The organism is Pontibacter aquaedesilientis (genome assembly GCF_014773225.1).
GTDB lineage: Bacteria > Bacteroidota > Bacteroidia > Cytophagales > Hymenobacteraceae > Pontibacter > Pontibacter aquaedesilientis.
Map to the genome: position 1 here is coordinate 181,509 of NZ_JACXAJ010000001.1, position 19,188 is coordinate 200,696.

The 19,188-nt window shown below is 52.7% G+C and carries 14 protein-coding genes; 6 read left to right on the forward strand and 8 right to left on the reverse strand.

What is annotated here, in order from left to right:
• Positions 1-182: 182 nt before the first annotated feature.
• Entirely contained in the window at positions 183-749 is a 567-nt protein-coding gene (locus H9Q13_RS00765; protein WP_224743987.1) for an RNA polymerase sigma factor, read from the reverse strand.
• Positions 750-1,172: 423 nt separating this feature from the next.
• On the opposite strand from H9Q13_RS00765, the gene H9Q13_RS00770 reads away from it, so the two are divergent.
• On the forward strand, positions 1,173-3,992 hold the full coding sequence (locus tag H9Q13_RS00770) for a DUF4961 domain-containing protein (RefSeq protein ID WP_191181851.1): 2,820 nt from the start codon (positions 1,173-1,175) through the stop codon (positions 3,990-3,992).
• 98 nt (positions 3,993-4,090) lie between these two features.
• Here H9Q13_RS00770 and H9Q13_RS00775 read toward each other — a convergent pair whose 3' ends face one another.
• On the reverse strand, positions 4,091-5,530 hold the full coding sequence (locus H9Q13_RS00775) for a M48 family metalloprotease (RefSeq protein WP_191181852.1): 1,440 nt from the start codon (positions 5,528-5,530) through the stop codon (positions 4,091-4,093).
• Positions 5,531-5,669: 139 nt separating this feature from the next.
• A complete protein-coding gene (locus tag H9Q13_RS00780; RefSeq protein WP_191181853.1) occupies positions 5,670-6,308 on the reverse strand; it encodes a dioxygenase family protein in 639 nt (212 codons plus the stop codon).
• Between the two features lie 169 nt (positions 6,309-6,477).
• Here H9Q13_RS00780 and H9Q13_RS00785 point away from each other — a divergent pair, with 169 nt between their 5' ends.
• Positions 6,478-6,939 carry a DUF4268 domain-containing protein gene (locus H9Q13_RS00785; RefSeq protein WP_191181854.1) on the forward strand — a complete coding sequence of 154 codons (462 nt, stop codon included), beginning with the start codon at positions 6,478-6,480 and terminating at the stop codon, positions 6,937-6,939.
• A gap of 6 nt (positions 6,940-6,945) precedes the next feature.
• Here H9Q13_RS00785 and H9Q13_RS00790 read toward each other — a convergent pair whose 3' ends face one another.
• Positions 6,946-7,179: a DUF3820 family protein gene (locus H9Q13_RS00790; RefSeq protein WP_191181855.1), complete on the reverse strand. Its 234-nt coding sequence runs from the start codon at positions 7,177-7,179 to the stop codon at positions 6,946-6,948.
• A gap of 94 nt (positions 7,180-7,273) precedes the next feature.
• Positions 7,274-8,134, reverse strand: a complete 861-nt coding sequence (locus tag H9Q13_RS00795) for a bestrophin family protein (RefSeq protein ID WP_191181856.1) — start codon at positions 8,132-8,134, stop codon at positions 7,274-7,276.
• Positions 8,135-8,382: 248 nt separating this feature from the next.
• Here H9Q13_RS00795 and H9Q13_RS00800 point away from each other — a divergent pair, with 248 nt between their 5' ends.
• Positions 8,383-9,147 (forward strand): oxygenase MpaB family protein, encoded by a 765-nt coding sequence (locus tag H9Q13_RS00800; RefSeq protein ID WP_191181857.1) that lies wholly within the window; start codon positions 8,383-8,385, stop codon positions 9,145-9,147.
• 157 nt (positions 9,148-9,304) lie between these two features.
• On the opposite strand, the gene H9Q13_RS00805 is transcribed toward H9Q13_RS00800, so the two are convergent.
• On the reverse strand, positions 9,305-12,583 hold the full coding sequence (locus H9Q13_RS00805; RefSeq protein WP_191181858.1) for a S41 family peptidase: 3,279 nt from the start codon (positions 12,581-12,583) through the stop codon (positions 9,305-9,307).
• 59 nt (positions 12,584-12,642) lie between these two features.
• Positions 12,643-13,953 (reverse strand): NCS2 family permease, encoded by a 1,311-nt coding sequence (locus H9Q13_RS00810; RefSeq protein ID WP_191181859.1) that lies wholly within the window; start codon positions 13,951-13,953, stop codon positions 12,643-12,645.
• Positions 13,954-14,312: 359 nt separating this feature from the next.
• Here H9Q13_RS00810 and H9Q13_RS00815 point away from each other — a divergent pair, with 359 nt between their 5' ends.
• Both H9Q13_RS00815 and H9Q13_RS00820 read left to right on the forward strand, forming a co-directional pair.
• Entirely contained in the window at positions 14,313-16,796 is a 2,484-nt protein-coding gene (locus H9Q13_RS00815) for a TonB-dependent receptor domain-containing protein (RefSeq protein ID WP_191181860.1), read from the forward strand.
• 116 nt (positions 16,797-16,912) lie between these two features.
• Positions 16,913-17,647 carry a Mut7-C RNAse domain-containing protein gene (locus H9Q13_RS00820; protein ID WP_191181861.1) on the forward strand — a complete coding sequence of 245 codons (735 nt, stop codon included), beginning with the start codon at positions 16,913-16,915 and terminating at the stop codon, positions 17,645-17,647.
• 80 nt (positions 17,648-17,727) lie between these two features.
• Here H9Q13_RS00820 and H9Q13_RS00825 read toward each other — a convergent pair whose 3' ends face one another.
• On the reverse strand, positions 17,728-18,378 hold the full coding sequence (locus H9Q13_RS00825) for a CatA-like O-acetyltransferase (RefSeq protein ID WP_191181862.1): 651 nt from the start codon (positions 18,376-18,378) through the stop codon (positions 17,728-17,730).
• Positions 18,379-18,558: 180 nt separating this feature from the next.
• Between H9Q13_RS00825 and H9Q13_RS00830 the strand changes: the two genes are divergently transcribed.
• Positions 18,559-19,185 (forward strand): OB-fold-containig protein, encoded by a 627-nt coding sequence (locus H9Q13_RS00830; protein ID WP_191181863.1) that lies wholly within the window; start codon positions 18,559-18,561, stop codon positions 19,183-19,185.
• Positions 19,186-19,188 lie beyond the last annotated feature (3 nt).

Consider the following 19,188-nt stretch of genomic DNA (forward strand, 5'->3'; position numbering starts at 1 on the left):
GATTCGTGCTCCTAAATAATATGAAGACTAGAATGGGCCGAAGGGCCAGGCATGCTGCGTGTCTGTTAGGGGTGTCCGATGCCGGAGACGTGCTATATTGGGCTCTGCGACCCCGTCGCGTCACAGACTCGACTTAGTACAAAGTCACGAATCTGGCGATTCGCGTCAGGTATAATTTTAGATCAGAAAACGAAAAGTGAGAGAAGCAGGAGGGGAGTGTGGGTGAGAAACTGCTGCAGTTTGGCGATGGCCTTGTAGGTGATTTTGTAGACGGATTCCTGTTCGATGTCCATGATCGCCGAAATTTCATCGTATTTTAGGTTGGCGTAATACTTTAGGAAAATCACCTCGCGCTGCCTGGCGGGTAAACGCGTCAGCAGTTCGGCGATGCGCTGCTTGGTCAGTTCCGCTGTCTGCACCTGGATCAGAACCTGCTCATAGGAATCCTCCTGCTCAAAATGATAGTTTTCGGGAAGAGAGTCGTGCTGGCTAGTGTGGTTTGCTTTTCGAACAATCTCGTTTCGGAGGCACTTGAAGAGATAATTGCGCACGCTCACCGGCGAGCCCAGCGCTTCGCGGCTTTTCCAGAGGGTGAAAAAGACCTGTTGCATGCAGTCCCGCACCAGTTCCCGGTCCGGACACATCCTGTTGCCATAGCGAAGCATGACAGGAGCGAAATGGCCGTAAAGCAACGAGAATCCCTCCTCGCTACCTGCCTTGAAACTCTCCCAAACTGCCAACTCGTCCATGTGCGAATGCCTCAGTATACCCTCCGGTTTCAACAATAATATTAGAATTTAATCGAAATTCATACCTCCGGGGAGTGAAAAAATCATATCTGATCCGGTGTTATAACACTCATCTGCGGGCAGATGGCCATTGGGAGGACGATCCTGGTGCCTAAACAAACCTGCTTGTTCATTGTTTCGATGAACGTGCCGTGTTAGGGTTGCGCCTTCGACAAGCTGTACGTATGGAGGCCCCCTGTTCATTTTTTGATCGCGCCTGGGTATAGTGGCGGGCAGGGTAGTGAAGCATAATTTGAACGATTATCAGCATAAAATTGGCTTTTTATATTGAAAATACGCTATTTGCTATTTCCAGCGTATACTACCAGCCCCTCCAGGCAGTATAACCGTCAGATTCAATTCTCATCATTTTCCCCATTCAGTATGGCAAACAAATACTTTTATCAGATTTGTGCATTCCTCCTCATTGTGCTTCCGCTGCATTTTCAGGCCCTGGGACAGGCAGTGCAGACAGTACCGGCCTTTCCGACAGGTGAGCAGGAGGTGACGCTTATTTTCGACGTGAAGCAGGCCAAAGACGGACGTGCCAGTGGCTTGCTGGGCAAAACAGACGATGTATACCTGTGGGCAGGTGCGGGTGTTGTCGGCAACCCCAATGCTTTCCAGTACCAACCAGCCGGGCAGACAAACTTCAGCCAGCCTTTCAACCCAGGCAAAATGACCCCGCTAGGCAATGACCGCTGGCAGATTAAACTGGTGCCACGAACCTATTTCGGGGTGCCCGCCAATGAGACAATCGACAAGATGGGGCTTTTGCTCAAGAACGGCAGTGGCACTGCCCAGACCGAAGACTTCATTGTCACCATTTATACAGACAAACTGCAGGTTGCCATTCGGGAGCCGCAGGAAAAGAACTTTTTTGTGGAAGCGAATGCCGCTATACCTGTCAAGGCGGTTTCCTCTGCCAAGGCAGACCTGACCGTACGGCTCGACAACACAGTGGTCCACACGGCCAGTGATGCAGAAGAAGTAAACGTGTCGATTGATGCGGGTTCGCAGCGCGGGGTAACCCGGACCGTGACCATCGAGGCCAAAAAAGGAAGCGAGACAGCAACTGAAAGTTTCACCTTCACCGTAAAGCCGCAGTCGGCGGTGGCCGCACTGCCGGCCGGTATGAAGGACGGCATCAACTATACCAGTGCGACCAGTGCCGTGCTGGTGCTGTATGCGCCTTTCAAAAGCTTTGTGTACGCCATAGGGGAGTTCAATAACTGGCAGCGCACGCCTCAGCACCTGATGAACCGCACGCCAGACGGCGAGCGCTACTGGGTTGAACTGACTGGTTTGCAGGCTGGGGCGGAAGTGGCTTTTCAGTACCTGGTGGACGGCACCTTGGCTGTGGCTGACCCTTACGCCGAAAAAATACTGGACCCAAACAATGACCAGTACATACCTTCCAATACCTATCCGAACCTGAAAGCCTACCCGACAGGAGCCAGCGGCATTGTATCGGTGCTTCAGACCAACCAAAAGGCCTATACCTGGAAAGTGACTGATTTCAAGCGTCCTAAAGCGGAGAACCTGGTGGTGTATGAGCTGCACGTGCGTGACTTCATTGAAGCCCGCAATTACAAGACGCTGGCCGATACGCTCACCTATCTGAAGCGCCTCGGCGTGAATGCGATCGAACTGATGCCGGTGATGGAGTTTTCCGGCAACGACTCCTGGGGCTATAACCCGATCTTCTTCTTTGCACCGGACAAAGCCTACGGCACCAAAAATGACCTGAAAGCTTTCATCGACAAATGCCACGATCAAGGTATAGCGGTGATTCTGGACATTGTGCTCAATCAGGCCGATTACGAATACCCGTACGTGAAGATGTACTGGAACGGTAATCGCCCTGCCGAAAACAACCCATTCTTCAACCAACAGGCCACGCACCCGTTCAGCGTGTTCTTCGACTTCAACCACGAAAGCAAGGCCACCCAGCAATTGGTGGAGCGGGTGAACCGCCATTGGATAGAGGAATATAACATCGACGGCTACCGATTTGACCTGTCCAAAGGCTTCACGCAGAAGAATACTGGTGACAACGTTGGGGCCTGGGGCGCTTACGATGCCAGCCGCGTCGCCATCTGGAAGCGCATTTACAACGAAATCAGAAGCTACGACGAAACGGCCTATGTCATTCTGGAGCATTTCGGCGAGAACCAGGAAGAGAAAGAACTGTCTAATTACGGCATGCTGTTCTGGGGCAACTCCAACCACGACTACCGCAACATGGCCAAAGGTGTTTCCGCCAACCCACAGTGGATTTCCTATAAAGAGCGTGGATGGAACAACCCGTATGTGATCGGGTACATGGAGAGCCACGATGAGGAGCGCCTCATGTACGATGTGCTGCAGAACGGCAATAGGAACGGCAATTACAACACACGCACCCTGGCCACCGCCCTGGATCGGGCCAAACTGGCAGCCGCTTTTTTCCTGCCTATACCTGGCCCGAAAATGATCTGGCAGTTCGGGGAATTGGGATACGATGTGCCGATTGATCAGAACGGACGCACCGGTATGAAGCCCATCCGTTGGGAGTACCAGCAGCAGGCCGACCGCCAGAAACTGTACCAGGTATACGCCGCGCTCATCAAACTCAAACTGACCGAGCCAGCCTTCTCAACAACCGATTTTGATCTGCAGTTAGGCAACCAGGTGAAGCGCATTATATTGTCCCATGCCAGCATGGATGTATACATTGTCGGCAACTTCGACACAAAAACCCAGTTGGTGAAATCCGGCTTTCCGAAGGCGGGTACCTGGTTCGATTATTTCTCGGGAAGGGAAATCAGCATAGCCGACACCAACGAGGACATCCAGTTGCAACCGGGCGAGTTTCACATTTATACAACCAAAAAACTGCAGACCCCGCAGGCAGGGCTTGTGCCTTGGCAAGACATCGTGCTTTCTGTGGAGGAAGGACTGTCCGAAAAAGGCATACACGTATATCCTAATCCTATGCAGGAAATTACGTTGCTGGAGTTAGAAGGCGATTACCGTGGCCCGGTGCACGTGCAGCTGATCGATATGACAGGTCGCCAACTGCAGACCGTTCGGTTCCTCAAAAACCAGCAGCACCAGCGGGAACCCGTGCGGTTCCAGCGTGTTTCGTCAGGCGTTTACTACCTGCAGGTGGAGCAGGGCGATAAGAAAACAACGCACAAAATGATGAAGCTGAAGGAGTAATTCCTTTGTGAACCAGCCCATCACCAGAAAGGCCCCCGCTTAATTTCAAGCAGGGGCCTTTCTGTTAATTAGATTTTATCACATTTAACTAAAGCGGCTTATTTGCCGATAACCTTGATCATGGTGCCGGCCTGTACCTGATCTGAAAGTTCCATGCCATTCAGCACGGCAAATTCGTTCAGCCGGGCCTCGGGTATCTTGTTGTTTCGCAGGGCCTGGTTAAGGGTCGTGCTTTGGTTTACCGTCACAATGCGGATACGCTCCGGTTGGCGGTTTAGCTTTTCCGGGTCGCTGAGCTTCCTGAAACTCTGCATGCTGTTGCTGAAGAGCTGGAAGTAGTTGTTAAAGTTGTTAGCCGCCGTGATCCCCATCAGGCTATAGATATATTTGTCGTACTGGATCAGGTAAGTAAGCGTACGGATGGTCTGCTGCTGTTGCTGCTGGTCAGCTATCATGGCAATGGCATTCATTCCGTTTACTGTCACCTGTTTCGCCTCCGAGGCCGTGAGCTGGTAACGCTCCAGGGTTTGCTGGGCGGCTTCCTCCAGGTTGGCGCCGGGGGCCAGGGTAAGCACCATCATCGCGCTGCCGTCCTTGGCGGCCATCTGTACCTGCTGCGGGGAGTTCTGGTAGTCCCAGTTGGTAGGTATGGCATATTGGAATTTCAGTTCCGGATGATAAAACACGCTGTTCTCCACGAAACCCTGCTTCGGGTCTTCACCATAGACCATGCCGTTGATCATTTTCAGGTAATTGTTGCGGTTGATCTGCGCATTGGTCAGGTTCTGCTTTCTTTTTTCTTCTGCTGCTAACTTAGTTACCGTGGTGTAGCGGTCGCCTGGGTCGGGGTGGGTGGAAAGGAAGGAGGGCAACTGAGACTGGCCGTTTTCTTCCTGCTTGCGTTGCAGCGTGATGAAGAAGTCTGCCATCTCTTTGGCATCATAGCCTATTTTGGTGGAGTACTCCACACCCAAACGATCCGACTCGCGCTCGGCGTCACGGCCATATTTGAGCATGAGCAGGCCAAGGCCTTGCGAAACTTCCTGACCGTATTGCGCAATCGTGGGCGAGAGGATCATGCCGAGCAGCAGGCCGCCCTGCGTCAGGATGGATTTGCTTTGCTGCTGCGCCGAGTGGCGTGCAGTGATGTGGCCGATCTCATGGCCCAACACCCCGGCAAACTGCGCCTCGTTGTTAAAGTGCGCCATGATGCCCCGGGTGAAGTACACATAGCCGCCCGGCACTGCAAAGGCGTTGATCACGGGGGAGTCCACGATCTTGAATTCGTAATTAAGATTGCTGCGGTGTGAGACAGCCGCCATTTTCTGCCCTTTCTCGCTGATAAAGCGCTGCAGGGCGGGGTCTTCGTATAGTCCAAACTGGGCAACTATCTGGGGGTCTGCTTCCTTGCCCAAAGCGATCTCCTGGCTTTCGGACATCAGCATAACGTCCTTCTTGCCGGTTACCGGGTTGGTGGAGCAGGAACTGGCCATCAGAAAGACAGACGCCAGTAATCCGGTTATTATTTTCTTTTTCATTGTTTTAGTGTTTAGGGCCCTGCATCTAAACCAGTTGCAGGGATACATCTTAGGAAAACTATATGTATCCCTGCAACGATGATGCAATTTATTAAGTTGCGATTGCCCTTAGGTCCTTGTTCTCAGGCCGGATATGGTATCAGTCATAACCGGGTATGTTGCGACCCAGGATGATGTCTCTTTCAGCCATGAGCAAGTCGCCTTGTTTTTGCAAGGAAACAAGGCCGCTGCCGCCCCGGTTAGCCCTGGAAGCCCTGATCTTCTGACTCAGTAAAGGATCATCGTCAAACAGAAAATCGTCGAGGTAGTAGGCATTTTTATCCGGTTCCTTTACCGTGATGTGGATATGGGCTGGCTCGGTTCTGGAAGGATAGGTGTGGGGCCGCAAGGTATAGAAGGTATAGCGACCGTCTGGGCCCGTCCTGATCCAGCCACGCAAGTAGCCATGCCGCCTGGCCCAGCCTGTTTCGTTTCCCCGTTTGGGGTATAGGCCGGTTTCGTCGGTGTGGTATATGTATAGGATGACGCCCCTGGCCGGTGTTACGCCATCTTGCTGGTAAACGGTTCCGGTGATTTTCAGCTTATCAGTTCCTGGTTTCCCGAAGGCAGGCAGGGTATCGACGGGCGACAGTGTTTTTTCTCCGTATTCATGTATTGCCTCACAGCCCTCGCAGGGACCGCCCACATGTTGCAAGACATCCAGCTTCGTCCGGTTGTCCTGTGCCTGGCAACCTGTGGTGAGTAGGAGTACCGTAAACAAGGTGCGTAACTTTTTCATGCCGATAGCTGCTTGGAGTAACTTTCAAAAAGAAGCGTTCTTTAATCTTTTACTTATCCTACGAGCATTAGGGTATCGGATTGAAGGAAAATGTAAGAAGTACTTTGAAAGTACCTGCCCGATCTTCGTATACTTTGCTAATCATTCAGGCAATTGCCAATTTTGCTATATGTATACAAGAGAACAGGCATCCAAGCTCCGCCAGGCTTTCTGGACTGCATTCGGGCAGTACATGGCCCCGGTCACCTCCGCCGAGGGAATGCCCACCAACTGGATCAACTACAAAACAGGTTTGAAGGATGTGTTCTTCAAGATGAACGCCGATAAGAAGAAAGCCTCCATTGCGATCGAGATGGCCCAACGCGACCCGGAGATTCAGCAGATGTTCTTTGAGCAGTTCACAGCCCTCAGGGAGTTGCTGCACGGTAGCGTGGGAGAGGAGTGGGAATGGGATTTACATACCTATGACGAAAACGGCAAAATGATCAGCCGCATCTATACCGAGATAAACGGTGTGAGTGTGTTCAACCAAAATGACTGGCCGGCTCTCATCTCTTTTTTCAAACCACGCATCATCGCGCTCGATGCGTTCTGGAACGACGCCAGGTATAGCTTCGACGAATTGCGCTAGGTTGGCTTACCGCCTGTTTCGTGCCTGTTGTTTAAGCGGTTCGAGAAGGTACTCCAGCCCATTGGCTTTGATTTCGAAAAGGGTGGCCAGCAGCATCCCCAACCTGCCCGGCGGAAAGCCCTCACGCGCAAACCACTCCAGGTAGGACACGGGCAGGTAGCACAGCACCGTGTCCTTGTACTTGCCAAACGGCATCTTCATTTTTACCAGGTCTGGGAGTATGTTTGCGTCGGGCTGCATAGGCTTTTTTTGTAATTCGAATTTTTAATTGAAAGGTATAGCCCACTGGCAAGCTAGCTGGCAAATATACCCAATAGCCCAAGGCGCTACATCATCAATCCAGCAATTCCCCGACATGCTTCCGGATGTTATGGCAGATCTGATCGATGGGCAGGTCGTTGGGGTCGGTGCCAAAAGGGTTTTCGATCTCCTCAGCAATCAGCTCCAAACTTGCCAGTGCATAAAGTATGAGCACCACCACAGGTATAATAAAATACCCCATGCTGAATACCCAGCCGAAAGGCAGCGTCATGACATAAAAGAAAACGAATTTCTTGATGAAGACGCTATAAGTGAAAGGTATAGGCGTGTTTTTGATACGCTCGCAGGCACCGCAGTGGTCGGTCAGGGCTTTTAGATCTTCGTTGATGATAAGCATTTGGGCCGTGTCAACTTTGCCCTGGCCGAGCATGGTATTCAGACGACTGTACATTTTGGCTGCCACCTGGTTAGGCAAGTGCTTTCCCTTTTTGAGGTCCAGCACCGGATCTAACTCTGTGAAGTCCTCGTTCTCGCGCAGCAGGTTCTTGAGTGCGAAGGCGTAGTTAGGGATCATGAGCCGGAAGAACTGCCGGTCTTTCTCGTCGGCGGTGATGGCCTGCAGCTTAATGGCCAGGTTGCGGGAGCTGTTAGTGATGGCCCCCCAGATCTTGCGCCCTTCCCACCAGCGGTCATAAGCCGTGTTGGTGCGGAACACCAGCAGGAGCGAGATCACGAAGCCAAGCACTCCGTGCATGAGGCCCACATTCCGGATATACTGCGATTCAGAAAGGTTCAGGTAATTCAGTTCCAGATAGGCTACTATACCGGCATAGAGTCCGACGGCCAGCATAAGCGGCAGCAGCCTCCTGAAGGTGTCGGCCTTGGAGAAGCGGAAGATGAAAACGAACCAGTCTTTTGGGTTGTAGTTGATCATAATGAAAAAAAAAACCGCTTAGCCCAACCCTAGGTGAGCGGGCAGGCTAAGCGGGTTCTACTCGGCTAAAAGTTGAGCCTAAAGATAAACACAATTTTTTTTTAAACGCAAGTCTGATATTTGTAAAAATTTATATAGTGCTATAAACCTGACTGTTATGAGGTGTTTGTGAGCCTTGTGTCAGGTATAGGTGTGCTATAATTTAGTGTATGCCCGCACAATTTAAGACGAATAAATGTTGAGATAATATGAACTATTTTGTGAAAGAAGGCGCTGTTGTGCGTGAGATCTGGGGCAAGAGCGACACCATCCTGTTTATTTTTGCGGGGGCCTCGGCTGAGTTCGCGCTCAACAAGGCGGTCGACTGGCTGTATTTTACCGGCAAGCTGCCCGCCGATCCGCTGGGGCGCCTGTTTTCGACGGTGGAGTATGCCAGGCAAATCGTTTTCTCTAGTCAGGCAGGTGCTCACAAAGCCATCGACACTATGGCCAAAATACATGCCGGGGTAGAGGCCAAACGGGGCATGGCTATACCTGACTGGGCCTACCGGGATGTCCTGTTCATGCTGATCGACTATTCTATCCGCTCGTTTGAGTTATTGGAAAGGGAATTGAGCCTTGCTGAAAAGGAAGAGGTGTTCGACGTTTTCAGCCAGGTAGGTATACGGATGGGCCTCCAGGGATTGCCCTCTAATTTCAAGGACTGGCAAATCATGCGGGATGACTACCTAAAGCAGAACCTGCAGCAAAGCCACTATACCTTCGATCTGTACAAACAATACCGCAAACACCTGGGGCCTGTCAGGTATAAGCTACTGCTGGAAGGGCAGAAGCTGATTGTGCCTACCGTAGTGAGTGAACTGTTGCAATTCGGGAAGTGGTCCTTTTTAAAACCTGTGCTCCAGGTATACAAACTAAGCAGACGCCTGCGGGCCGATTGGTTAATCAAGGCGCTCATCTTACCACCGGCCTATAAAAAAGAGATCAGTGCTCTGGATAGCAGACCGGTTTAGAGGTGTTGTTTCTTTGGTTGTTTATTTATGTTAAATAGTATTAATCGAGAGTGCTGCCTTTGACCATACTATATTTCTAATCAAAGTCTACAGTGGCAACCCCAAACAAAAAGCCCCGACCATGATGGCCGAGGCTTTTGCTATACCTGTGGGATGCTTATTTCTGTGCCCTTCCCTGGGCTTCGATGTCCTTTAGCAGCTCTCTGACGGCTGCCTCCAGTTGCTGGTCTTTGCCTTTGCTTACCAGTTCGTACTCGTTCATCACTTTCACGTCCGGCTCGGTTTGCAGGTTCTCGAGGTACTGTCCCTGAATATCCTTCACACCAAGAGGCGGTACGCCCCAGCGCACGTTGCCGTTCTGCAGCATTTCCCATCCGGCAAAAGTGCAGGTGCCCGGTACCGGCATACCGACCAGCTTGCCCAGTTTCAGGTCGATGTAGCTGAAGGCGAAGCAGTGGCCGTCGCTGTAGTTGGCTTCGTTGGCTAAGGCAATGCTCGGTTTGGTCCAGCGGAAGGAGGGCTCAAAGCCGGCAGAGCGGGTATCAGTGGTATAATCCAGGAACTTCTTGCCGCTCAGGAACATGGCCAGGTCCGCTACCAGGTCGCCACCGCCGTTGTTGCGGGTGTCTACCACCATGCCTTTGCGGTTGGCATACTTGCCCATTACCTCCTCATACACAGTGCGGTAGCTTGGGTCGTTCATGCCGGGTATGTGCACATAGCCTAACTGTCCATTGCTCAGACGGTCCACTTCATCGGCATTGCGGCGTACCCAGCGCTTGTACAGCAAGGTGTTTTCTTCGCCCTGTGAGATCGGCTTTACAGTGATGTCCCTTCTGTTTTTGCCGTTGGCGTCGGTTACGGTCAGTAAGGTGTTCTTGCCGGCTTTGCGGTTCAGGAACTGTGCCAGATCCTTGTCAGGTGTAACCGTTTCGCCGTCTATTTTCTCGATGATCATACCTGCCTTTAGGTCCAGACCGGCCTTGTTCAGCGGACCGCCTACAATCACTTCGTCCAGTTTGATGCCGTTGCCTGCATAGGTCTGGTCGTAGAAGATACCCAATGAAGCCGTCGCGTCGCCGTTCGGGTCGTTTTTGCTGTAGCTTGAGCCGGAGTGTGACACGTTGAGCTCGCCCAGCAGTTCGCTCAGCATTTCAGAGAACTCGTAGTCGTTGCTGATGTGCGGCAGATAGGCTTCGTAGTCAGCTTTCAGCTCGTCCCACTTGGCACCGTGGTAGCCAGCCGTGTAGAAGGTCTGCTTGGTGCGACGCCATACATGCTCAAACATGAAGGCACGCTCCGCGGCTACATCCAGGTTCATCTCGCCGTCAATCTTCACAGTTTCCTGCTTGCTGGTGCTAGGGTCCAGCTTCACGATTTTGCCATCCGATTCGAGGAAGAGGTTCTTCTGCTCTTTGTCCCATACCATGCGGGCACGGTTGGCGTTCAGGGTCACCAGCATTTTGGTTTCCTTGGAGCGCAGGCTGGTCGACCACAGGTTGAAGCCTTTCTCAAACTTGGCCAGGTAGTAAAGCGTTTCGCCGTCCTTCGATACCAGCGCATCCGACAGACTGGAAGAGTGCAGCGTCAGTTTGGCCTTACGGTAAGTCAGGCCCTCCCAGTCAATCTGCAAGTCGTCTTTAGGGGCTGATTCGTCTTTCTTGCCTTTCTTTTTCTTGTTTTTCTCCTGCTCTTTTTCCTTCTCCTTTTCTTTGGCGGCTTTCTCTTCCTGCTCTTTTAGTAGGGCGTAATCTTCTTTGCTTAGTCTGTATTTGTCGTAGGCGTCCTGCGTCAGGAACAAAGCGTATACATCGGCCTGGGCACCGCCGCTGTTTGCCTGGTTGCGCATGCCGTCGCGGGTGCTGTTCCAGATCATCATTTTGCCGCCCACCATCCATTTCGGCGCGAAATCACTGTAACCGCTCTCGGTCAGGTTTACTTTATGGCCTTTGCCGTCCGATGCAATAATGCCTACCTCACCATTAGCAAAGCCCGGCTCAGAGTATTCAAACAACAGCCACTTGCCATCCGGGCTCCAGGTATAGTACTGGTCGTTGTCGCGCATGGAGAACAGTTCATTCGTGTTCAGGATCGTGCGTACCTGCTTACTGGCCAGGTTAAGCACTTTCAAGGTCATGCGGTTTTCGAGAAAAGCGATCTCTTTGCCATCAGGGGAGTACTGCGGATCGTAATTCTCTTTGTCGTTTTCAACCAGGGCCGTTTCCTTCAGTAGGGTAGAGGCGTAAAAGTACGGCTCCTCCGAGCGCACCATATCGGTCTTGTAGATCTTCCAGCTCTTGCCCCGCTCGCTGGCGTAGAGCAGAGACTTGCCATCCGGTGAAAAACTTACACTGCGCTCTTGCTCCGGTGTGTTGGTGATGCGCTTGGTTACAGCGCCTTCCACGGCACTCACAAACACCTCGCCCCGGTAAATAAACGCCACCTCTTTGCCGTTAGGCGACACCGCCAGATCACGAATGCCGTTGCCCACCGTCAGAACATTCTCGTTGTTGCTCTTGGCGTCAATAGCGATCCGGATGTTTACTTTTTGGGGTTTGCCATTGGCTTTCAGGGTATAGAGTCCCCCGTTCTGGCTGAAACTCAGGGTGCCGTCGTTGGCCGCAGTCAGGAAGCGAACCGGGTGCTTCTCGAAGCTGGTTACCTGCTCGGGTTTGGCCGGACCTTGAGCCGCCATTTTGTGCACGTTGAAAGTGCCGCTGGCTTCGCTCAGAAAGTAGATGGTTTTGTCATTTTCAGCAAAAACCGGGTTGCGGTCTTCGCCTTCGTAGGTCGTGAGTTTGCTGTGTTTGCCGGTTTTGGTGTCGTATACCCAGATGTCGCGGGCCACGGACGAAACATGGTGTTTGCGCCAGGTATTCTCGCCTCCTTTTTTGTCCTGGTACAGCATTTTGCTGCCATCGCGGCTCAGTTTTACCTCCTCGGCCGGGGTGGTCAATACCTGCGTCACACGTCCACCAGAAACAGCCACCTGGTATAGCTCCGGCTGCGAAGCCGTCGGGAACTGGCGGTTGCTGGCTGCATCCAGGCGGTTAGATCCAAAATAAACCGTTCTGTTGTCGGCACTGAATTCGTACGGAAATTCGTTGGCCGAATGGTGCGTCACCCGCTGGGCGGCACCACCTGTGGCCGGCATCACGAAGATGTCGAAGTTGCCGTAACGGTCGCTGGCAAAGGCGATTGACTTGCCGTCGTGACTCCAGACCGGCATGAAATCGTGCGCCTCGTGCAGTGTTAAGGGAATGGCCGTGCCGCCCGTGGCCGGCACCGTATAAAGGTCGCCTTTGTAAGTGAATACGATGGTTTTACCGTCCGGTGAGATGGCCGGGTAGCGCATCCAGGAAGGTGCGTCCTGCGCAACTATTGGCATGGCCGATCCGGCAGTCAGTAACGCTGAGAGTACTAATTTTTTGATCATAGGGTTCTGATTGAGAACCCTAAATTAAGGAAGATATAGGTAAGTTGGTGTGGTATTTTTTAATAAGACTGCATTACCAGGGCCAGCACACAAAAGCCCACGATCACCCACAAAGTAGGCGACATGCTCCGGCCTTTGCCTGTGGCAACCTTCAGTGCGGCCCAACTCAGGAAGCCCCAGATGATGCCTTGCGAGATGGAGTAGGTGAAAGGAATCAGTACCATTGCCAGAAAAGCAGGTATCGCCTCCTCCATTTTCAGCCAGTTGATCTTAACAACCGGACGCACCATAAAAGCGCCTACCAACACCAGGGCTGGGGCTGTGGCAATGGCCGGAATCATGGAGAGGAGCGGAGCCAGAAACAGGAACGGGAGAAACAGCAAGCCGCCTACAACGGCAGTCAGCCCGGTGCGTCCGCCTGCCTCTATACCTACCGCCGACTCGATGTAAGCCGTACCCGGACTGGAACCTACCAGACCCGCCAAAGTGGTTGCTACAGCGTCCGTGGCCAGTGATCGCTTCACGTTGCGGGGCTCTCCGTGCTCATCGGTCAGGTTGGCGGCTTCGGCCAGGCCCACGAAAGTGGAGAGGCTATCGAACAGGTCCGTGAAAACGAAGGCGAAGATTACCGGGAAGATCGAAAACTGCAGCGAGTTAACCAGGTCCAGTTGCAGGATGAGGCTAAAGTCGGGAGCAGAGACAAGGCCCTGCCAGGTAATCACCGGATCGACCTCCGTTGCCCACCATCTACCTAGCGGATAGGCAGCCAGTGTCGTGAGCACGATGCCCAGCAGGATAGCGCCTGTGACGTTGCGGGTGATCAGAATGGCCATCAGGAGCAGTCCTCCCAGAAACGTGAGTACGGCCGGCGAAAGTGCCCCTATACCGATGATAGTGGCCGGATTGGCAACGAGAAAGCCAGCATTGGCAAACCCGATAAGGGTAATGAACAAACCTATACCTGCGGCAATCGCATAGCGCAACGGACGGGGAATCGCCTTTACGATGAGCGTGCGCACATTGAACAATGAGAGCAGCAGAAAAATGATACCCGACCAGAAAACAGCGCCCAACGCTACCTGCCACGTAATGCCCATGCCCAGCACGGCTGAGAAAGTGAAGAAAGCATTCAGGCCCATGCCCGGCGCTACTAGGATCGGGTTACGGGCATACAGGCCCATCATCACGCTACTGAAAAAAGAGACCAGCACCGTAGCCGTCAGCACCCCCGAAAACGGCATGCCCGCCTGACTCAGAATAGAGGGGTTAACCACAATGATATAAGCCGTCGCCAGAAAAGAGGTAAGGCCGGCCAACACCTCGGTTTTGACAGTAGTATTGTTCTTTTTCAGTTCAAAATATGATTCCATACCTATGGGAGAGGGTTTGTGTTGAAAGGAAGCCGCATATTAGGGAATTTATACGGAGAACCTCTGAAAATATACGAAGGGTCAGGTAGAGCCGAGCCCTGTCGCCGCTCTCTAGCCCCTTTCAGGTTATTTAACAAATATTTAACACACCGCCCCGGTCGGGCCATGCAACTTCCCTCTCTGTTCAACCATCTTTTGTATCCGCTTTGTTTCTTAAAGCAGTGTCCGTTTCTTAAGGCAAATTGGAGCAGTTCAAGTATTTTGAAAGGGTTAACCTATTTATTTAGAGATACTTATGTCTGATAAAACGCCTTTGATAAATTTAAAAAAACTATGAAAAACCTAAACCAAATTGTCTTATGAATCAGTTTCTATCACAACCTGGCAAGGCCGTGCACCAGGTGCTCCGTTATGGCTTGCTGCCCGCTCTATGGCTGACCTTTTCCACGGCATTTGCGCAACAGGCCACTATTGCAGGCAAAGTGCTCGAAGATGCGAACAAACCCATGGGCTATGCCAATGTGCTGCTGCTGCAGGCTGCTGATTCTGCCCTGGTAAAAGGCACGCTGACCGATGAGGCCGGCGCTTTTCAGTTTGAGGGAATCGCCATCGGCCGGTATAAGGTAGTCGCCAGCATGGTCGGTTTCGGTAAGTCAAAAGCTATGGAAGCGCATATAACCGCCCCGGATCAACGCCTTACGTTAGACGCCATTTTGATGAGCCAGGCCGCCACCGCACTGAAGGAAGTGGTGATCGAGGGGCAGAAGCCATTGATTGAGCAGCACCTCGACAAAACGGTGGTGAACGTGGAGAACAGTATTGTGTCGGCGGGCAGCACGGCATTGGAGGTGCTCGAAAAAGCGCCGGGCGTGGTGGTGGACCAGAACGACAACATCAGCATGCGCGGCCGCCAGGGCGTAATCGTGATGGTGGACGGCAAGCCGGTACCGATGTCGGGCTCCGAACTGGCGAACATGCTGCGCGGTATGGCGGCCAGCAGCGTCGAGAAGATCGAGCTGATCACGAACCCTTCGGCCAAATACGACGCGGCGGGCAACTCCGGGATTATTGACATCCGCCTGAAACGTGACAAGAGCCTGGGCACTAACGGGACTTTCTCTTCTTCCTTCGGGCAGGGACGCTACGCCAAGACCAACCAGGGTTTGCAGCTGAACCACCGGGCCAGGAAGTTCAACCTGTTTGGCAACTACAACTACGTGCTGCGCAAGGATTTTAACGAACTTGACATTTACCGGCGCTTCTTCGATGAGGCCGGGGCTTACACAGGGGCTTACGATCAGCAGAATGTTTTCAAAATGAATTTCAGCAACCATACTGTCCGGGTGGGCGCCGATTACCTACTTTCCCCTAAAACCACTGTGGGGGTGGTGGCCAACGGCTTTTTCATGGGGATTGACAGAACCTCCTACAACCGCTCAGCCGTGATCAATGCCAGCAATCAGCCCGAGTCCTCCTTCCTGACCAATGCGCTGGTAGCGCATGATCGCCGCAACCAGGGCATCAACTTCAACCTGAAACATACCATCGACAGTCTGGGCCGCGAGATCACAGCCGACCTGGACTACATCGCCTTCAAGAACGCTGATGAGCAGAACTTCACGACCAACTACTACAATCTGAGCAACGAGCCGCTGCGCAATCCCTACCTGCTCTATGGCTCGCTGGACGGAAACCTGACCATCAGATCGGCGAAAGTAGATTATCGGCAGCCGATGCCCACCATAGGCGGCAACCTGGAGGCCGGCCTGAAGAGCAGTCTGGTGAGTGCCGACAACAACCTGCAGTTCTACGACCGCAGCAATGGCGGTGATGTATTCGATACCGACAAGAGCAATCACTTCCTGTACGATGAGAACATCAACGCCGCCTATGTGAATGCCAACAAGAAATGGTCAAAGTTGAATGCACAGGTCGGCCTGCGTCTGGAGCATACGAATGCAAAAGGGGAGCAGCGGTCCGAGGTGCCCACTGATAAACCATTTGACCGGAACTATACCCAGCTGTTCCCGAGCGCGGCCATGAACTACAGCCTGAGCAAAAAGCATGACCTGGGGCTATCGGTGAGTCGCCGCATCAACCGACCGTCCTACAACCAGCTCAATCCGTTCAAAAACTTCCTGGACCCGAGCACCTACTCCGCCGGCAACCCCTACCTGAATCCTGAGCTGTCCTACTCCTTCGAACTGACCCATACCTTCGATCAGCGCTTTATCACCAAACTGAGCTACAGCTGTACCACCGACGTTATGGTGAATGTGCTTTCGCCTGCCCCGGAGGGAGATAAACTGGTGCGGCAGCGGTTTGAGAACCTGGCCACGCTCGATTATTTCGGATTGACGGCAACTGCCCCCTTTTCCATCGGCAACTGGTTCAATAGCGTGAACAATGCCACCTTCTACTACGGTTTGTACAGAGGAAACCTCGCCGACACAGATTTGCGCAACGGCGTACCCACCTTTAACCTGAACTCGAACAACACGGTAAAGCTGCCAAACAACTGGTCAGCCGAGTTGGCGGGGGTGTTCAGAAGCCAGGAGGTATACGGGTTCTTGGAAGTCGACCCGATCTGGTTTGTGTCGGCAGGGGTGCAGAAGCAGTTCTGGGATAAAAAAGCAAGTCTCAAGCTGCATGTGACCGATGCCTTCTACACCAACAAGGTGCGGGGCTATACCCACCTGGCCCGCTATGCCGAGAACTTCTACCAGCGCCGCGACACGCAGGTGGCCACCATCAGCTTCAACTATCGCTTCGGCAATGCGCAGTCAGCTCCTTCCCGCCGCCGCACCGGAGGGGCCGAAGAAGAGACCCGCAGGGCGGGCTAGGTATAGCCAGGCCTATTGCGCCAAAAAACTGTTATCTGTTAATTGTTAAACCGCCCGGATCTTGTCTGGGCGGTTTTTTTAGGGGTTCGTATACCTGATGTGTAAACCTGATACCGATGTCGCACACTGCCTGCTTCTACTTTCATGGGTCCCTCAACGATTTTCTCCGCCGCCCCAAGAGGGCTACCTGGTTCGCCTATACCTTTATAGGGCACCCGGCCGTGAAAGACGCAATTGAGGCGATCGGCATACCTCACCTGGAGGTAAGGGAAGTGCTAATCAATGACTTGCCTGTGCCGCTGACGCACCAGCTGCAACCCGAGGACAGGGTAGCGGTTTTTCCTTTTGATGGGAGGGAATCGGAGCTGCTGCAAGGTATAGCAGCCTTCAGGTTTGTGCTGGACGTGCACCTGGGCAAACTGGCTAAGTCGTTGCGCCTGCTGGGTTTCGATGCGGCATACGACAACGCCCTGACGGACAAGGCGATTGTTGCACAGGCACAGACGGAGCAGCGCATTGTCCTGACGCGGGATGTCAACCTGCTCAAGCACAAAGCTATACCTGTAGGCTACTGGCTGCGTTCCCAGCAGACCGAGGAGCAGTTGGCAGCAGTTATCAGGCGCTTCCGGCTTCTGGAGCATAGCAGGCCTTTCACCCGCTGTATGGTCTGCAACGGAAATATCAGTGAGGTCACTAAAGCAGCCGTGCTGGACCTGTTGCCACCCAAGACCAAGCGGTACTTTCAGGAGTTTTACCAATGCGAAAACTGCCGGCGAGTTTACTGGAAAGGCTCCCATTACGAGCGCATGCAGGAACTGGTCAGGCGGCTAGCGGCTGATCGGCATGCGTGATGGTTCACCTATACCTTATACCCGGTAGCAGATCGCGTTGATGTTCATGCCAGTCCCAACGGCGCTACCGAGGTCGCCAGCTAACAAGAATAATCCTTGATCACATTTCCCAGCTCCTCCAGGAATAAATGCATGTGATAACCGTCGGCCAAAGCGTGGTGGAGCCCAATACTCATGGGCAGGTATACCTTTTCATCACGCATTTCCAGCTTGCCATACCCGATCTTGGGCACGCCTGGGTCTTCCTGACCAATCGAGAAAGCGTGCTCCATCCCCTTGAAGGTGAACCAGGGCAGGGTGGTCATGTGCAACAGGTCTATACCCTGATGGCCGTTGAAAAGCTTCTTGCTCTTTTTCACCGAGGCGATAATCTCGGCACCTTCCTCACAGAAATCCTCCAGTTTTTCCTGGTAAGGAAAATGGGTAAAGGCGATCTGTTGGTTGTCTTTAAGGATGGTGGTAGACAAATCGAGTCCGCTGAACCGGACTACCTGGCCGTTTTCGATGCGCAGCAGCAGATTCTCTGAAGCACGTGCCGCCTGCGTGGTGGCGTGCATATAGGCCAGCGAAACCGAGAGGCCGTGCTGTTTGCAATAGCGGTAAAGCGGGGTAATCTCTACTTCGGTATGGACATTGAAAAAGGGCTGCGTGAAGGTGCTGAAAAAGCGAAAGGTCTCTTCACGTTCCCATCCATCTAGGGGTATAATTTGTTTGGTGTAGCGTGTTTGCATTAGATAGTAGTCTCTGCTCAGGCCGAAGCAGGCCAGGCAGCAGATCGGTTAAATGACTTGCAAAGATAAGGAAACAGATTATTTAAGTTGATGCCAGTGCAAAAGACAGTTAGTATATGCATTGTTATGAATATTCTATTATATTTATAGCACCATACATGTTACGATCTACTTTTGCCTATGAACGAACTTTTACAAGCCGCTTTTTCCGGTGTCAACCTCCTGCCTTCCGCATTGCTCGTCTTTGTGCTGCTGTACTGGCTGGCTGTGATTTTCGGTTTTCTGGACCTCGATTTCTTTGATGTGGAGGTGGAGCCGGAAGTGGATGCCGATGGCGTGTCTGCTGTTACGTGGCTCAATTCTGTACTGGCTTTCTTCAACCTGGGCAAGGTGCCGTTCATGGTGTTCCTGTCCTTTTTGGCGCTGCCTTTCTGGGCGATCTCCATTCTGGCTAACTACTATCTCAACAATGACTATGCGCTGTTGGGGCTGCTATACCTGGTGCCTTCCTTTATCGCAGCGCTGTTTGTCTCCAAAATTCTGACAACCCCGTTTGTCAAGCTTTTTGCCACGCTCGAGAAAGAGCATGAAACCGCCGCCTCCATCATCGGCCAGCTCTGCACGGTTATTTTGCCGGCCAACCCGACCGAACTGGGACAGGCGACCGTGAAGACCTCCGGGGCTCCGCTCTTGCTGAACGTGAAAACCACCGAAGGCGCTGCCGTGCAGAAAGGCGAAACCGCGCTGGTGCTCGAGTACAACGCTGAAAACAAATTTTACCTCATACAACCTTACCAAACCATTTAATTC